Origin of the sequence: Gordonia sp. (in: high G+C Gram-positive bacteria) (assembly GCF_052106715.1) — a bacterium.
GTDB lineage: Bacteria > Actinomycetota > Actinomycetes > Mycobacteriales > Mycobacteriaceae > Gordonia.
Genome location: NZ_JBQEDL010000011.1, coordinates 43,760 through 60,436, shown reverse-complemented (window position 1 = coordinate 60,436; position 16,677 = coordinate 43,760). Strand labels below are relative to the sequence as shown.

Annotated in this window: 16 protein-coding genes; 9 read left to right on the top strand and 7 right to left on the bottom strand. The window is 70.0% G+C overall.

Annotated elements, in window-relative coordinates:
• The first annotated feature begins 4 nt into the window (after positions 1–4).
• Positions 5–205 (top strand): hypothetical protein, encoded by a 201-nt coding sequence (locus tag ACTIMF_RS07760; RefSeq protein WP_442349701.1) that lies wholly within the window; start codon positions 5–7, stop codon positions 203–205.
• Here the strand turns inward: ACTIMF_RS07760 and ACTIMF_RS07755 are convergent.
• The 7 genes from ACTIMF_RS07755 to amiA form a co-directional block, all read right to left on the bottom strand.
• Positions 202–1,905, bottom strand: coding sequence for an ATP-binding cassette domain-containing protein (locus ACTIMF_RS07755; RefSeq protein WP_442349700.1), 1,704 nt, complete (start codon positions 1,903–1,905; stop codon positions 202–204). The two genes, ACTIMF_RS07760 and ACTIMF_RS07755, sit on opposite strands and share 4 nt — an antisense overlap.
• Positions 1,902–3,533, bottom strand: a complete 1,632-nt coding sequence (locus ACTIMF_RS07750) for an ATP-binding cassette domain-containing protein (protein WP_442349699.1) — start codon at positions 3,531–3,533, stop codon at positions 1,902–1,904. Before ACTIMF_RS07750 ends, ACTIMF_RS07755 begins: the two co-directional genes overlap by 4 nt.
• Positions 3,533–4,519: a hypothetical protein gene (locus ACTIMF_RS07745; RefSeq protein ID WP_442349698.1), complete on the bottom strand. Its 987-nt coding sequence runs from the start codon at positions 4,517–4,519 to the stop codon at positions 3,533–3,535. Before ACTIMF_RS07745 ends, ACTIMF_RS07750 begins: the two co-directional genes overlap by 1 nt.
• 4 nt (positions 4,520–4,523) lie before the next feature.
• Entirely contained in the window at positions 4,524–5,915 is a 1,392-nt protein-coding gene (locus ACTIMF_RS07740; RefSeq protein WP_442349697.1) for a YcaO-like family protein, read from the bottom strand.
• The gene (locus tag ACTIMF_RS07735) at positions 5,912–6,847 is read right to left on the bottom strand and encodes a CocE/NonD family hydrolase (RefSeq protein ID WP_442349696.1); all 936 of its coding nucleotides are present in this window, start codon (positions 6,845–6,847) and stop codon (positions 5,912–5,914) included. Before ACTIMF_RS07735 ends, ACTIMF_RS07740 begins: the two co-directional genes overlap by 4 nt.
• Entirely contained in the window at positions 6,844–7,680 is an 837-nt protein-coding gene (locus ACTIMF_RS07730) for a hypothetical protein (protein WP_442349695.1), read from the bottom strand. Before ACTIMF_RS07730 ends, ACTIMF_RS07735 begins: the two co-directional genes overlap by 4 nt.
• Positions 7,681–7,788: 108 nt before the next feature.
• On the bottom strand, positions 7,789–7,887 hold the full coding sequence (amiA, locus tag ACTIMF_RS07725) for a streptamidine family RiPP (RefSeq protein ID WP_420039364.1): 99 nt from the start codon (positions 7,885–7,887) through the stop codon (positions 7,789–7,791).
• A 112-nt stretch (positions 7,888–7,999) separates the two neighbouring features.
• Here amiA and ACTIMF_RS07720 point away from each other — a divergent pair, with 112 nt between their 5' ends.
• The 8 genes from ACTIMF_RS07720 to cysW all read left to right on the top strand — a co-directional run bounded on the left by ACTIMF_RS07720 (position 8,000) and on the right by cysW (position 16,676).
• Positions 8,000–9,190, top strand: a complete 1,191-nt coding sequence (locus tag ACTIMF_RS07720; protein WP_442349694.1) for a hypothetical protein — start codon at positions 8,000–8,002, stop codon at positions 9,188–9,190.
• Between the two features lie 5 nt (positions 9,191–9,195).
• Positions 9,196–10,938: a prolyl oligopeptidase family serine peptidase gene (locus ACTIMF_RS07715; protein ID WP_442349693.1), complete on the top strand. Its 1,743-nt coding sequence runs from the start codon at positions 9,196–9,198 to the stop codon at positions 10,936–10,938.
• Positions 10,935–11,981 (top strand): FecCD family ABC transporter permease, encoded by a 1,047-nt coding sequence (locus ACTIMF_RS07710; protein ID WP_442349692.1) that lies wholly within the window; start codon positions 10,935–10,937, stop codon positions 11,979–11,981. The genes ACTIMF_RS07715 and ACTIMF_RS07710 overlap by 4 nt, the downstream gene beginning before the upstream one ends.
• Entirely contained in the window at positions 11,978–12,781 is an 804-nt protein-coding gene (locus ACTIMF_RS07705) for an ABC transporter ATP-binding protein (RefSeq protein WP_442349691.1), read from the top strand. Before ACTIMF_RS07710 ends, ACTIMF_RS07705 begins: the two co-directional genes overlap by 4 nt.
• 7 nt (positions 12,782–12,788) lie before the next feature.
• Complete coding sequence (locus ACTIMF_RS07700; RefSeq protein WP_442349690.1) at positions 12,789–13,799, top strand: ABC transporter substrate-binding protein; 1,011 nt, start codon at positions 12,789–12,791, stop codon at positions 13,797–13,799.
• A gap of 110 nt (positions 13,800–13,909) precedes the next feature.
• Positions 13,910–14,989: a sulfate ABC transporter substrate-binding protein gene (locus tag ACTIMF_RS07695; RefSeq protein ID WP_442349689.1), complete on the top strand. Its 1,080-nt coding sequence runs from the start codon at positions 13,910–13,912 to the stop codon at positions 14,987–14,989.
• Positions 14,986–15,828, top strand: a complete 843-nt coding sequence (cysT, locus tag ACTIMF_RS07690) for a sulfate ABC transporter permease subunit CysT (RefSeq protein WP_442349688.1) — start codon at positions 14,986–14,988, stop codon at positions 15,826–15,828. Before ACTIMF_RS07695 ends, cysT begins: the two co-directional genes overlap by 4 nt.
• Positions 15,828–16,676 (top strand): sulfate ABC transporter permease subunit CysW, encoded by an 849-nt coding sequence (gene cysW / locus ACTIMF_RS07685; RefSeq protein WP_442349687.1) that lies wholly within the window; start codon positions 15,828–15,830, stop codon positions 16,674–16,676. The genes cysT and cysW overlap by 1 nt, the downstream gene beginning before the upstream one ends.
• Position 16,677: the final 1 nt, after the last annotated feature.

Below are 16,677 nucleotides of genomic sequence, written 5' to 3'. Positions count from 1 at the left end.
CGTCATGAGCGGTGTGCTGGCGTGGTGGGACTCGGTGGAGGAGTGGCTCACCGGTCTCCCCTTCATCCCACAGCTCGTGGTGTTCCTCCTAATCGCCACACCGCTCGCCGCAGCAATCGCCTTCGGGGTCAATTACCTTGTCGGCAAAGCGTTCTCAGTGCTCGCCCGGCGCGACGTCGAGGACGATCACGGATTGGGGATCTAGTCGTGTTCCGTTCCAAAGTGACCATGGCGCTCGTTGCATTGTTGATCCTCGTGATCATCGCTTGGCTGATCCTGCGCTGACGGGACGGGACCCACTTCCACGACGCGGTGCAGGCGCGCGAGCGTCTCGCTGCGGTGCGTCGCGACGAGGAGCGTGCCGTCGAAGTCGGCGAGCGTCGCCGACACTGCTCGTTCGGTGTCCGGGTCGAGACTAGCGGTGACCTCGTCGACGAGCAGTACACGTGGCCGACGCACCAGTGCGCGCGCCAATGCGAGCCGTGCGCGTTGGCCGCCGGACAATCGGAGGCCGGACTGTCCGAGCTCGTCGTCGAGACGGACACGGTCGGACACTCCGACTCGGTGGAGCACCGCGGTCAACTCGGCGTCGTCACGTCGATCCGTGCCGCGCAGCAGGTTGTCCCGCACGGTGCCCGAGAACATCGTCGCGTCCTGATCGACCACGGCGACGACGGATCGGAGATCGGCGTCGGCGACATCGGGCAACGCCACCGATCCGGTGCGTCCGACGAGGCGGATCCGACCGCCGACCGGGTCGCGCAGCCGTGACGCCAACGCCAGGACTGTGCTCTTACCGGAGCCGGACGGACCGGTGAGACCGATGTGCTCCCCGGGGGCGACGAGAAGCGTCCAGGACCGGAGGACGTCGCGGCCCCCGTCGTACGTGAAGTGCACCTGGTCGAAGTGGATGCCCAGCCGACCGTCGGGGACCGGATGCGGATCGACGGGTTCGGGGCTCGTCGTCGGCGCATCCACCTGGTTGGCGACACGAACGGCGTCTGCGGTCAACGGGTGCAGGCGAGTGGCGGTTGCGGCGACGTCCGAGGCTGCGGACACGCCTGCGAGTGCGAGAGCCACCAGCGCGGGGAGAAGCGCGGGTGCACCGTCTGCTGCGGCGAGCACCCCGACTGTTACGGCCGTGACGACCACGTCGCGCACCGTCTCGCTGCGGCGTTCGGCCATCTCGCGGAGTCGATGGACGGTGTTCGCGCGGTCGGTCGCATCCGCGACGGCACCGACGATCTGCCGCGTGATCCCGTACGACAGCACCTCGCGCAGCGCGCCGAGCGCGTCGACGACCCGTACGGACACCAACTCCCGTGCCCGGTCGTCCGCAGCGCCGAGACGCCGCGCGGTGCGAGCCCAGGCCGACGACGTGCACAGGACGAGGACTCCGCCGAGTGCGGTGACGACCGCGGTGATCGGGGCGAGTACCGCAGCGGCTCCGATCGCGCCGACGAACACCACGACAGACGCACCCATCTGTGCGACGGTGTGTGCGTAGAAGAACTCGAGTCGCTCGATCCCGTCCATCGCGATGCTCGCCGACCGACCCGAATGGGCACGACGGTGGGCCCCCGCACTGCGGGCGTACGCGTCGAACAGCACGCTCCGGAGCCGGGCGAGCACCCGGTAGGCGAGAGCGTGCGACACGTCCATCTCATGCCAGGTGAGCACCGTGCGGGCGACGACGAGCGCGAGCACCGTGCACCACCACCACGCGTCCGGCGACGTTCCGTCGACGACGGCGTGACCCACCCCGGCCGCGATGAGCACGGTGAGCGCGACGAGGGCGCCTGCGCTCGCCGTCGCCGCCGCGAAACTCCAGACCATCGCCCGTCGTTCCGGGTACAGTGCGGGCAGCAGCCGTGCGAACGCGTCGACCGCCGCGGGCCGGGTCATCGGACCTCCCTGGTGAGCGCGCCCGCGTCGAGGCGGTACACGTCCGGCACGTCGACGAGCGATTCGGGACGGTGGCTGACCATCACGACGATGCGATCGGTCGCCACCCGATGGAGCGTGTCGAGGACGTCCGCGGCACGCGCGGCGTCCAACGCGCTCGTCGGTTCGTCGACGAGCAGCACGGGCCGCTGGGCGAGCAGTGCGCGAGCCAGAGCCAACCGCTGCCGTTGACCGCCGGACAGATTGCCTCCGTTCTCGTCGACGGCGGTGTCGAAGCCGTCGGCGAGCGACTGAACGTCGGCGAGGATACCGGCCGCACGGCACGCGTCGACCATCTCCGCCCGGGAGGCAGTCCTCGCGGCGGCGAGGTTCTCGGCGACCGTCCCCGCGAACAGCACCGGATGCTGTGACAGGACGGCGACGTCGCCGGGACGTAGCGGGCGCCCGTCCAACTCGATCGACCCGGCGCCCGGTCGCAGGAATCCGAGAAGCACGTCGAGGAGAGTCGACTTCCCTGCGCCCGATGCTCCGACCACCGCGCTGATCGCACCCCTCGTCGCGGTCAACGTCAGCTCGTCGAGCACCGGGGCGCTCGCACCGGGGTAGGTGAACGACACTCCGGACACCCGCAGCTCATGCGCAGACCTGTGCGACGGTGTCGCGACCGGTTCGCCGCGCGGAGCGTCGTCGAAGGCGCCGATCCGGGTGAGTCCGACGATCGCCGAGACCCCGAGGAAACCCGAGTGCCAGTGCTTCGACAGGTCTCGGACGGGACGGAACGCCTCCGATGCGAGGAGCAGGATCAGGTAGACGCCGATCGTCGGCGTGCGCCCTGTCGTCGCCGCGCCGATCGCGGTCGCCGCCGCAGCGAACATGCCGGCCTGCACCGCGAAGTCGGTGACGCCGGTCTCCGCGAGAGACACCCGCATGCTGCGTTCGGTCGCCGCCCGAAGCTCCTCGGACCTGCGGCCGACGGTGGCACGTGTTCCGGGGACGTCGCCGAGCACTCGGAGCGTCGGCATACCGCGCAACGACTCGAGCAGGTCGGCGCTCAGCGACTCGTAGGTGTCCCAATGCTCACGGCTCCGGCGAGCCGACAGGCGCCGCCACACCTTCGGTCCGGCCAGCGCGACGACGACGCCGAGCGCGACGGCGACGGCGGCGATCGGCGACAGGAACAGCAGCGACACGACGACGGCGGGGCAGACGATCGCCAATTGTGCGAGCGCCGGAATGTATTTGGCGACATACGAGTCGGTGCCGTCGACACCGTCCGTGACTGTGGCGCGCAGTGTTCCGTCGCGCACGGTCTCGTCGTGCAGACTCGAGGGCGACAGGACGGCGGTGAGAGCTCGACGGCGGATCTCTCCACGGACTTGTCCGCCGAGGCGCGCGGCCGTCGACGCCTGCGCGAGCATCGCCGCCACCCGTATCGCGAGGATGGCGACGATCGCGGCCAGCGCGACCGCCACCTCGCCGGACCGGCCGTCCACGACGGCTGCCATCGCACAGGCGACGGCGACGGCCTGCGCGACGTGCGTCGCCGAGATCGCGGTGAGCAGCGCGACGGCACCGGCTAGCCGTGCGGGGAACTGGGCGGCCTCCCGCCAGAGGGGGCGGACGATCATCATCGGCGTTCCCCCGTCAGTCGATCGAGACAGGCCACAGCGTGGACCGGCCATGTCCCGTCGACGAGCGTCGTCCCGGACACGGGTCGGCACTGTCGACGGCCGTCGAGCGCGTGACCGTACACGAATCTGGCCGCATCGCGGTGCACCCTCCACAGCCCCGCCAGAAGTGTCGGGGCGTCGTCGGGCGGGGCGAGCGTCCACATCCGTAGACGGTCGGAGCCGAGCACCCACCCCTGCTGTGACGCGCGGGCGACCGTGATCGCGTCGTCGGACGGTCGCCGACCCGTTCGGGACGCGAAATCGGCCACCGCGGGCGATCGACGGACCCGCAGAGCGGCCCGTCGGATCTCCGAGACTCGAAAGTTGTCGCCGAGAGGCGTTGCGGCGAGTGCGATCTCGGGGACCAGACCGCTGTCGGTCCACCGTCGTGCGTCGCCGGCGGGCGGGAACGCAACCAGCGATCGGATTCGGCGGTCGGGGCCGACGAGGACCCGAGCGCGTGCACCGGACAGAAAGTCCACGGCGGCGACCGCATAGGCGACGTCGGCGATCCACAACGGCCACGAGCGGTGCCCGTACCGGGAGTACGACCGACCGGGCAGGACGGTGAAGACCAGGTGCGAGACGCCGGATCCGGCGACGCCGTCGCCGCGACGCAGCAATGTCGCCGATTCCCGATCCACGACGTACCTGCCCGGATCGAGCCCTGCGAATCCGCGGTCGCCGATCACGAGATGCGTTTGGACCGGGTAGGCGCCGCCCGCGGACGGCACCGGCCGTCGCGCGATGCTCGACGGTGTGCCGTCGGGCAGCACGTGCGGTCCGCCGTCGTTCCACAGTCCGTCCACCAGCGCACGGACCCGAGGAGGCGCTGCGACCGGAACCGCGCCGACCGCGGTCCACGGATTGCTTCGTGGGCCGGGCGGAACGGCCGGTCCGGGTTCGTCGGGCGTCCACGCCCGTGTCAGAAGTTCGGGGATCACGGCGTCACATGTGGGGCGGGGGAACGAGGGTGAGCTCGTCGGGCCGACCGTCGAAACGCGACCGCCAGCCGCGTCCGAGCGCACAGTCCCGTAGGCGCGGCATCCCGACGTAGGCGAATGCGGCGGGTGCGTTGGGAATCAGACCCGTGACGACCGTCCGAACCACGCGCAGGGGTGTCAGAGCCACATCCGAGGTGGTCAGATCCCGCGTGATCACTCGATGGCCGCCTTCCGCGAGACGTCGGTAGACCTCGAGCATGTCGATACGCGGCACCGGGACCTCGTCGAGCGGCAGTGTCCCGCCGACCGGGTCGGTGAACCGGTGCGCCTCCTCGTGCACCCGCGGGTCGAGCCACACCTGCACATGCGCGCCCAGGTCGACGACGCGTTCGCAGTCGGGGCCCGCCGCGTCGAGATACGTCCGATCCGGGCGGAATGGAAAATGCAGGCCCTCGGCCATCAGCCCCTCGTCCACCGCGCGGAAGACCCAACCGTCCGCGTCGGTGCACCCCTGCGTGTACAGCCAGGTGTGCACCGCTTCCAGCACGGCTTTGCGCGCCGCCTGTGCCGGATCGAGCGACGCGGAGAACCCCGCGGCGTACAGTCCGCGGACCGGGTCGTGGACCAGCGCGGCGACGGCGGGAGCGAACTCGGACGGCATCACCACCAGCGACACGTCGAGGTCGGCGCCCGCGAGGTCGTCGGTCAGACCCGGCACGCTCGCGGGGTCGATGCCGACCGTCGGCCCGTCCAGATGCCACCACACCTCGAGCGCGTCGCGTTCGATCACCTCGATGACACCACGGTCGCGGGCGTCGTCGGCGCCCTGCCCGGTCGCGATGCCCGCATAGTTGAGGTGGTGGATGCGAGGCAGGTGCCGGAGTCTGGTCTGCCGCCAGTTGAGGTGCACGAGCGACGCGGGCAGCCACACGTCGTCGCCTCGGTCGTCGACGCATCGGGACCACAGGGTCGGGGTGTCGTCGGTCAGACGTTCATACGGGAAGCCGTCGCGAGCGTGCTGCCAGTCGGCGAACCGGGGCAGTTCGTCGAGGCCGATCGGCGTGCGCCCGCGACCGACGAGGTCGGCTCGTGTCGTCACGATCAGATCGTCGTCGTCGAACTCGGCGGGTAGCCAGTTGCCGCAGTAGCGTTCCACGCCTTCGGCGACGGCGGCGATCCACGCACGGTCCGGATCTCCGAACGAGGTGCCGAGCGACACGCGGTCGGCGGGCCAGTCGCCGAGTATGCGGGCGTCGGCGACCGCGGCCGTCATACCGGTGTAGGAGATCGGGGCGCCCGCGGGATGCGGGACCTCCCGCACCGATCGGATCACGCCGCACTCGGGGTCGACGAGCACGGAGACAGGAAGCACTGCGACGGGGAGCGGCTGGGTCACGGAACGGTCCTCTCGTGACGCCACTCGTCTGCGGCGGCGTCGAAGGTCGACGTGGTCGGATGTTCGGGGCACAGGATCGAGGTCCAGCGATCGGGGGTGCCGGGCAGACCGTGCGCGGTGAGCCACGGATCGATGACCGCACCCGAGCCGGATCCGATCCGATGCCCCCACGGCCCGACGGCGAAATGAGACGGTCCGGTCCATTCGCGGGCGAGCCGCCGAGCATCGTGATCGAAGAAGTCGTAGGCGCCGCTGAGGACCAGAAGCGGTGCACGGACGTCGGCGAACCGTCGGGACACGTCGACCGGGGCCGCCGCCCAGAGCTCGCGCCACGCCCGACGTGTCGGTTCGGGCCAGCCCCATGCGTCGGCCGCCGCGGACACGTCCGTCGCCGCGACCGCGGTGCGGGCGTCGAGTTCGACATCGGACAGCGGACCCTGTGCGGTCCGGGTGTGCCCGTGTTCGTGCCACCAGCCGATACGGTGACGGATCTGACGGACGCCGTTCGCATCGACGGTCGTCTCGGCCGGACCGAGGACGGGGACCGCGACGATCACCGCCGCGACCGGCGCCCTGCTCGCCCGTGCTGCCTCGAGCGCGGTGTGAGCGGCGTACGACGCTCCGTACACGACGACGGGCAGCCCGGGGCGGATCCGTGTGACGGCGTCGAGCGCAGCTCGACCGTCGGCGGACTCGTGACGGTAGGGCAGCCATGCGCCGTCGGACCGGTAGCGTCCTCGGACGTCCTGGACCAGGCACTCGTAGCCGCGGCTCGCCCACGCCCGGCCGATCGATTCGTGGCGGGAAGCGTCGTAGGGGGTGCGGATCACGACGAGAGCGCGCGGATCGTCACTCGTCCACAGGAGTCCTCGGAGCTCGGTGCCGTCGTCGGCGCCGACGGTGTGCTCCCGTGCGTCCGGCGGGACCGTCATCGCTGTGCTGTTCCGGTGGCTGCGGTTTCGCTGTCGGCGGGCGCTGGATAGGACAGGACAGGGTGTTCGCGGGTGCGGCCGGTGGCCGACACGTACGTCCACAGTGTGCGGCGGTGGACGTCGAGCAGGGGATCGTCCTGCGCCCAGGCGAGAGCGACGCCGAGTATCCGGTCGGCGACGCGGATCCGTTCGACGACCGTGAGGTCGGGCGGGTCGGGACGGGTCCGCTGACGCCACGCTCGGACGTGGCGTGGAACGGGGCTCGCCGCGAGACGGCGTCGCGCCACCTGGCGGGCGGACGGGTCGTCGGACGATGTGGCGATCGGATCGACGAACCACACCGATCCCTCCCGGTACGCCCGCAACCAGGCGACGCCGCGTCGAGGCAGTTCGTCGAGGGCACCCCACTCGGTCGGACCGTCGGCGACGGCCACGACGAGTGCGACGGCAGCCGGGTCGAGAGCGTCCGCCCGGTCGTGCCGCTGGATCCGGACGCCGATCTGCGTGAGGGCCTCCGCGATGTCGGAGGCGACTGCGCCGGAGCCGATCACCCCGACGTCCCGACGGTCGTCCGGCCAGCGGGTCTGTGCGTCGGTCTGCTCCCGGTAGGTGATCTCGGCCCGGAGACGGCCGATGTAGTCGTCGACCTCTGAGGCGGTGCGCGAGGGCTCGGCCGCGGTGGTTCCCGCGAGGTGCGCGACGACGCCCGCGGGAGGATCGACGAGGTGGTGAAATCGTCCGGTCGCCGTGCGCAGGACGATGTCGCCGCGATCGGTGTCGTCGAAGACGACCGCACCGGTTCCGGTGACGGCGACGACTGTTCGGTCAGGCAAGGCGGGACTCTCCTGGAGGGTGCGGGTGAGGGCGAGACGCCTCGGGCGGGCGGGGTCGAGTCCGCCCGCCCGAGACGTCGACTCACGGTCGGACCGTGAGGCTTCGGCTCAGTCGAACGGGTTGTCCACGAGGGCGTTCGAGTGGCTTGCCGACAGGTGAGCCAACTGCTCGGGCTCTTCGATCTCTGCGATCAGCTGCGCGTCCATGGGACGTCTCCTTTCGTTGTGGAACGGTCCGACCTGCGCCGGCCCGTGTCTGCCGAAGCGGACTCGAGAACCGTACTTGATAATGGGAACCAATTGCAATAACTTTCGTCGGGTGACTTCATCCGAACTGATCGCCGCAGACCACCGTGCGGGCGTCGTCTACCGTGTCGTCGGCGCGGACGTGTCCGTCGTCGACCATCCGGAGGACACGGTGGCGGCCGAGCACGCGGGAGTCCTCGCGATTCCGGGCGGGGGATGGGCGTACGCCGACGACCTCCGCGGTGAGCTCGCCGTTCACGGCGGTCTCCGACGGCGCGCGTTTCCGATCGCGATCCCCGCCGAACACACGGCGTGCGACGAGTCGGGTCGATACGTCGTCGTCACCACCGGAACAGGTGCGGACGCCATGCCGTGGAGCGACGTGTATACCGTCGTCGACCTCGTCGACGGGCGGGCGGTCCGCATGCGCAGTCGCGCAGGCGAACCGGGTGTCGGGGTCGTCACCGATCAGAGCACGGGTGAACCGCACGTGGTGATCCGCCACCGCGAGCCGGGCGCCGTGGAAGCGCTGTCGGTGCGCATGTGCCTGGCTGTCGGGCCGCACGTTCCGCCGATCGCCGGTCATCTGACCGAGGACGTCGGAGCCGACGGTCACGGCGACGCCGTCGACACCGAGTCCGGTGTGTTCGCCGTCGCCACCGGCCGCGGCATCGAACGATTCGTCGTCGACCGCGGCGTTCCCCGCCCCATCGGCATCGTCGACTGGCCGTTCGCCGGTCGCGCCCACTACCTGAGGTTCGACGCCGCGACACGATCGGCCGTCGGCGTGGTCCGCGGCGGGCCCGCCGACCCCGGACAGTGGGTCGACTGGACCAACCATCTTGTGGCCGTCGAACTCGTCGGCGGACGGACCCGGGTCGCCCCGCTGCCGCCTGGGCTCGCATTCCGGTTCGGCCTCGGCGGATCCCGGGCGGCGGTCGCCACGATCCATCCCGATGGCGATGCGCTCACCGTGATCGGGGTGCGGTCCGACGCTCTCACGCTTGAGCGGGTCGTCGCACTGCCTGCGCTGTCGCGACCGCCTCGACCGGGATCGGTGCCGTGGGACCCGCCCGCGCACCGCCGGTCGGTGGCCGTGCACCCCGACGCCACGTCGATCGCCGTTACCAGGGGCGGCGACGGCGAGATCCTCGTCGTCGCCGCTGACGCCGACGACGCGACCACGATCAGGGTTCCGACCCCGCTCGACGACGGCGGTCTCCTGCACTGGACTGGCGGCGACCTCGATCCGATCGGCCGGTGACGGCGATGACGCATGCCGCCACGCAGACACCGTCCGAGCTCGACGCCGCGCTGCATCGGTACGAGCGGCTCGGCCGCCCGTCCCTGCCGTTGCGTGGATATCGCTGCGACCGTCTGCCGGGACGGGCCCGCCGCGGCCTGTACCGAGCCGCCGACGGTGCTCCGGTCTTCGAACCCGACGGCCACATCCTCTCCTGGGAGCCGTCGGGAGACCGGTCGCACATCGCCGTCCAATGCGCCGCCGCCGCAGACGAGGAGGCCGTACTCGTGATCGTCGACGCCGCGACCGGTGACGTGACCGAGTTCGAAGACGTCCGATGCCGCTACGATCCGATGCTCTGGGATACGGCGTCGTCGCGACTGTCGACGGTCGCGGCGGGGAGCCTGGTCGACGTCGACGTCGACTCCATGACGGTCGTCGCCGTCGAAGACCTGCCCGACGGCAGGTGGCGGTTGTTCCCCGGCGGCCGGGACGGTCTGCTCACGCACAGTCGGCCGGGGCGACCGACTGCGATCGTCGACCGGGCGACGCGAACCCGGATCGGGCAGGCACTGGCCGTGACGGCGATCGTCGACTGCGGCGGGCAGGCGGTGTACGGCGACGGGCGCGGCCTGTACGCGATCGACCCGAACACCGGTCGACGCCTCTGGGCGTGGTCCGATCCGGACGTCACCCCGACGGGTGTGGCGGTCTCCGACGACCGACTCGTCGTCTCCGGTGTCCGTTACGGGCGCAGTGTCGTCCTCGAGATCGTCGATGGCGTCGTCGTCGACGACATCGACCCGGAGACGACGCTCGGCCCGGTGACCGTCAGCGCTCTGGGCCGCGCAGACGGAGCGGCCGTCCCTGTCGACGCGACCGCCGGTGTGACTGTGCTCGTGGAATCGTTCACCGTCCCGCCGACACAGATGTCACTCGACGACCTGCGGAACGGCGAGCGACTCGCGTCGTCCGCGGCCGTCCGCCGGCTGACGGTGCGCGCCGACGACGGGGCCGACCTGTCGGTGGTCGTCGCGGAACCGGAGGCTGAGGGTCCGCGGCCGATGATCCTCACCTGCTACGGAGGCTTCGGCGTCTGCGCCCTCCCGGAGTTCGAGCCGACCGCCGCGGCGTGGATCGAATCCGGCGGATCGTATGCGGTCGCTCAGGTCCGTGGCGGCGGAGAATACGGGCCTGCGTGGCGGGCCGCGGGATACGGCGCGGTCAAGCGGCGCGGCGTCGACGATCTCATGTGCATCGCCCGCGGACTCGTGGCCGCAGGCGTCACGACGCCCGAACTCCTCGTACTCGCGGGCGCATCGCACGGCGGTGTGCTCGCCGCATCGTGCGCGTTCGGAGCGCCCGACGTGTGCGCAGGCGTCGTCGCGACCGCCGCGCCCCTCGATCTGACAAGACTCGACGAGCATCCGCTCGGTCACCGGTGGGCAGCCGAATTCGGTGCCGACGGCACAGCCGAGGGCGATGCGCGGCTCACGTCGCTGTCGCCGCTGCATCGGGCCGCACGCCTCACCGACACCGATGTCGACACCGTGCCCGCATTCCTCGGGGTCGTCCTCGGACAGGACTCCCGAGTCTCGGGCGACGCGACTCGGCGGACCGTCGAGGCCGTGCACGCGTCAGGGGCGCGCGCAGAACTCGCCGAGTACGACGATGCGGGTCACGGTGGAAACCACCTGGACGCGCTGCACGCGATGGGGGTCGATCTGCTCGCGTTCGCCGCCGAGGCGACGAACGGCAGCACCTCATGAGATCGGTGACGCGTGTGCGGATACTGGCTCCCGCGTTGACGCTCGCGCTGGTGTTCGTCGTCGTCGGATCGGCGGCCACCGGGACCATCGAGGTCTCCGTCGGCGACGCCACCCGACTGATCGTCGGCCACCTGATCCCCGGCATGCCGTGGATGTCGGACGGCTCCCTCACGGCCGTCCAGGACAGCGCGGTCTGGCAGTTCCGGCTCCCGAGAACACTGCTCGCCGTCCTGACCGGCGCCGCCCTCGCACTCGCGGGCACTCTCATGCAGGCAGTCGTGCACAACCCGCTCGCCGAGCCGTACATCCTCGGGGTGTCGGCGGGAGCTGGAGTCGGGGCCGTCGGCGTCATCGTGCTCGGGGTCGGAGCGACCGTCGGGATCAGCGCGGCGGCGTTCGTCGGCGCACTTGTGGCGACGGCCGCCGTCTACCTTCTCGCGAGCAAATCCGGCCGCATTGCTCCGCAGCGGTTGATCCTGGCAGGCGTCGCGCTCGGCGCCTTCCTCTCGGCGATCACCAGCTATCTCACGGTGTCGAGCGATGCACAGAACGTCTACTCGATCATGTTCTTCCTCCTCGGCTCGGTGTCGGCGGCCACTATGAGCCATCTCGCGCTGCCTGCGGTCGCGCTCGTCGCGGTCGGTCTGTACGCGGCGTTGCGGACGAGAGCGCTCAACGCACTGCTCGTCGGTGACGATGCGGCGTCGTCGTTAGGCGTCGACGTGAACCGGTTGCGAGGCACCGTCCTGATCGCCGCGGCCCTGCTGACCGGTGCGGTCGTCGCAGTGTCGGGCGGCATCGGCTTCGTCGGTCTCGTCGTGCCGCATGTGGCGAGGATCCTGGTCGGATCCGACCACCGTCGGATGCTTCCGGTCGCGGTCCTCGGGGGCGCCGTGTTCCTCGGCGCCTGCGATCTCGCGGCACGCACCGTCGCCGCGCCGACCGAGGTGCCGCTCGGTGTGCTGACGGCGGCGGTCGGAGCGCCGTTCTTCCTTTGGCTGCTGCGCCGCGACAGCGCCGACGCGGTGGGGATCGACCGATGAGGGTCGACGTCCACGGTGTCAGTGTCCGACGTTCGGGACGGCTCGTCGTCGACGGCGTCGACCTCTGTGTGCCCGCAGGCACAGTGCTCGGTCTCATCGGCCCGAACGGCAGCGGCAAGTCGACGCTGCTGCGCGCGGTCGCGGGCTTGACACCGGCAGCGTCCGGGCGAGTCGACCTCGGCGGGGTCGCACTGACCTCGCTGCACCGCCGAGACGTCGCCCGCCGCATCGCCGTGATGGCACAGGAGGGTTACGGCGAATTCGACATGACGGTCCGTGACCTCGTGTTGCTCGGGCGACTCCCGCACGGTCGCGGTTTCGGCCGAGACTCCGCGGAGGACGTCGACGTGGCGCTGCGCTGCCTCGACCGCGTCGGCGCGCTCGCGTTAGCGGGGCGATCGGTCGGAGCGCTGTCCGGGGGCGAACGCCAACGCGTCATGCTCGCGCGGTCCCTCGCGCAGGACACGCCGGTGCTCGTCCTCGACGAACCGACGAATCACCTCGACATCGCGCACCGGCTCGAACTCCTCGCACTCATCCGCGCAGCGGGGCGGACGGTCCTGATGGCGCTGCACGACCTCGACCTCGTCGATGCCGCCTGCGATCACATCGCCGTCCTCGACGGCGGCCGACTCGTCGCGCACGGCACACCCGTCGACGTGCTGACCGTCGATCGGCTGCGCAGCGTGTTCGGGGTGGCGGCGACGCCGGTCGTGCATCCGACGACCGGCCGTCGGCACCTCATCTTCGACAGACCGACAGAACCGGGGGCCGAGGGGCCCCACCCGCACAGAAAGTAGACACAGCATGAGGTTCGTCAATCCAGGAGCACACTTCGGCGCGGCCGCAGCGGTGCTCGGCGCCGCCGGCCTGCTCACCGCGTGCGGTGCGGGCGTCGACACCGATCGCGCCGACGGCGACGGCTCGCGGCCGGTCACCGTCGACGACTGCGGGCGCGAACTCACCTTCACGTCCGCCCCGCAGCGCGTCGTCGGTCTGATGCCGACGCAGACCGACCTGCTGCTTCGGCTGGGGGCGGGGGACCGTCTCGTCGGACAGGCGCAGACCGGGGTGTCGGATCTGCCTGCCGACACCGCGAGACAGGCGACCGACATCCCGGTTCTCAGCGTCGACGCACCGCCGGCGCGGGAGGACCTTCTCGAGGTCGAGCCGGACTTCGTGGTCGCGCCGACGTCCTACGAGTTCACGGCGGCGCAGGGCTTCGCCGACATCGGGCAGCTCGACCGCAGCGGAGCACAGGCCTACATCGCGGCAGGCGGTTGCGCCGAGCGCCGGAACTCGGCGAAGGTCACCGACGTGCTCACCGACATCGACAACCTCGGTGCGATCATGCGCGTGCCCGACACCGCCGACCGGCTGGCCGCGGACACCAGGGAGCGGTTGCGTGCCGTCGACACCGCGATCGAGGGCCGACCGCGCCCATCGGTCGCACAGGTCTACGCGGAGGCGGGCACGCTCACCGCCATCGGTGCGGGCGTCGAGGCCGACATCATCGAGCGTGCGGGCGGCGCGAACGTCTTCGACGCGTCGTCGCCCGAATTTGCCGACTTCTTTGCCGCCGAAATTAATCCGGAGGAGATCATTGCCCGGGCCCCGGACGTCATCGTGTTCGGGGTGACCGACGGCGAGCACGAGAAGCGCACACGCGACTATCTGCGACGGACCTTCCCCGACGTCCCCGCGGTCAGGGACGGTCGCCTCATCGCCGTCGCGGAGAGCGATCTGCACCCCGGCACCCTCGGCAACGTCGGCGCAGTCGAGACCATCGCGCACGGTCTGCACCCCGAGGGTGCGTGACGGCGCCCCGCAATACCCGGGCACGGACCGAAAGCGAGAAATTCGAATCAGCGTGAGCGCAATGCCGTTCTACGTTGAGGTGCAGGTAGAAACGTTGCTAGCGTCATCGCGTGAACTCGGAGAAGACCCATCGGCGCGTGCGGCGTCCGCGCCAGATCCTCGGCTGTCTCGCCGTGGTCGCCGCGCTCGTCGTGTCGGTCGCTGCCTGCGGCGGCGGATCGACGGACGAGCCGGGCGGCATCGACATCTCGTCGGGCGGCAGGCATGTGAACCTCGCCGCGTATGCGGTCCCGAAAGTCGGCTTCGACACCGTGATCCCGGCCTTCCGTGAGACTCCGGAAGGCCGGGACATCGGCTTCTCGCAGACCTACGGTGCATCCGGCGACCAGTCGCGGAAGGCGGCGCGGGGTCTGCCCGTCGACGTCGTCAACTTCTCGGTGGCCCCCGATGTGACGCGTCTGGTCGACGCGGGCGTCGTCGACGACGACTGGGAGGACCAGCGCCCGAACAAGTCGGTGGCGTTCGGGTCGGTCGTCGCGATCGTCGTCCGTGCCGGCAACCCGAAGAACATCCGGACCTGGGACGATCTGCTGAAGCCCGGTGTCGAGGTCGTGACCCCGAACCCGGGAAGCTCCGGTTCGGCCAAGTGGAACCTCCTCGCGCCGTACGCTGCGAAGAGCGATGCGGGTAAGAACCCGGACGCCGGTATCGACTACATCCGGTCCCTGGTCCGCGACCACATCCACGTCCTGCCGAAATCGGGTCGCGAGGCGACGACGACGTTCCAGCAGGGGCAGGGCGACGTGCTGATCAGCTACGAGAACGAGGCGATCATGCTCGAGCGGGGCAATGCCGGTGCGCCCGCGTCGCAGCGCGTCCAGTACATCGTGCCGTCGGAGACGTTCCGGATCGACAACCCGGTCGCCGTCGTCAACACGAGCACCGACCTCGCCGCGGCGAACTCGTTCGTCGACTACCTCTTCACCCCGGCGGCGCAGCGGCTGTGGGCGCAGGCGGGCTTCCGGCCGACCGATCCGGCGGTTGCGGCGCAGACCTCGGCCGACTTCCCCGGCGACATCCGCCGACTCACGACCATCGACGATCTGGGCGGATGGAGCGACGTCGACGATCAGCTGTTCGGGTCCGGTGGAGCCATCACCGCCGCCTATGACGAGGAGGCGGGCCGTTGAGCCTCGCAGACACCACCGCAGACCACAACCCGGTCGAAGCGGCCAGGCCCCGACGATCGAGCACCGGGCTGACTGTCGGCGTTGCAGGCCTGTGGTTGAGCATCATCGTGCTGCTGCCGCTCGCCGCGATCGCCGTGCAGTCGTTCGACGACGGTCCCGCCGGGTTCTGGGACGCCGTCATCGCGAAGCCCGCGTTGCAGTCGCTCGGCATCACCGTGCTGGTATCGCTCGCCGTCGCGATCATCAACGTCGTCTTCGGCATGCTCATCGCCTGGGTCCTGGTCCGTGACGACTTCCCGGGAAAAGGATTCGTCAACGCGATCATCGACTTGCCGTTCGCGTTGCCGACGATCGTCGCGAGCCTCGTGCTGTTGTCGCTGTACGGTCCGGACAGCCCGATTGACATCCATCTGTCGGCCACCCAGCCCGCGCTGATCATCGCCTTGACCTTCGTGACTTTGCCGTTCGTGGTCCGGCAGGTGCAGCCGGTGCTCATGGAACTTGATCACAGCGTGGAGGAGGCTGCGTCGGTACTCGGCGCGAGCAACCGCGTCATCTGGACCAAGATCGTGCTTCCGGCACTGCTGCCGTCGATCCTGACCGGGGCGGGCCTCGCCTTCACCCGGGCAATCGGCGAGTTCGGTTCGGTCGTGCTGATCGGCGGCAACATCCCGGGTAAGACTCAGGTGTCCTCGCAGTACATCCAACAGCAGATCGAGGTCGACGAACCGGTCAACGCGGCGGCCGTCTCGGTGGCGCTGCTGGTGATCGCCTTCGTGGTCCTGTTCGTCCTGCGCGTCGTCTCGCGCATCCAGACACGTCGGGAGGGTGCGGAGTAATGATCGTTTCGAAATGGACGAGGCTCGGCCTGCGAAGCATCGCATTGATCTACTTGTTCGTCCTCCTGCTGGTGCCCGTCGGTCTGATCTTCTGGCGGTCATTCGAGCATGGTTTCGGGCAGTTCTGGGAATGGATCACCACCCCCGCCGCGATCTCGGCACTGCAGTTGTCCCTGCTGATCGTCGTGATCGTCGTCCCGCTGAACGTGATCTTCGGTGTTGTGACGGCGCTGGCGCTGGCGCGTGGCCGGTTCCGTGGCAGGGGCATCCTGCAGGCGATTGTCGATCTGCCGTTCGCCGTGTCGCCGGTGGTCGTCGGCGTCGCTCTGATCGCGCTGTGGGGCGCAGACGGCTGGTTCGGTGGTCTGGAGTCCTTCGGCATCCGAGTCATCTTCGGCCTACCCGGAATGGTGTTGGCGACGATCTTCGTGACGTTGCCGTTCGTCGTCCGTGAAGTGGAACCGGTGCTCCGCGAGATCGGGACCGAGCAGGAGGAGGCGGCGGCCACGCTCGGCGCGACGGGGTGGCAGACGTTCTGGCGCATCACACTCCCGGCCATCCGCTGGGGCCTCACCTACGGCGTGGTGTTGACCGTCGCCCGTGCGCTCGGCGAATACGGCGCGGTCACCATGGTGTCGTCCAACTTCCCTGGCGTGTCGCAGACCCTGACCCTGTTGGTTCACTCGCGGTACACCGACGACTACAACGAGTTCGGTGCATACGCTGCCGCGACTCTGCTCATGCTGGTGGCGATCGTCGTGCTCGTCGTCATGACCATCGTCGAACGACGCGTCCAAGGGCGGGTGGCCGACGCGAGTTCGGCGATCGTCGAAGAGGAGAAGAACTGAC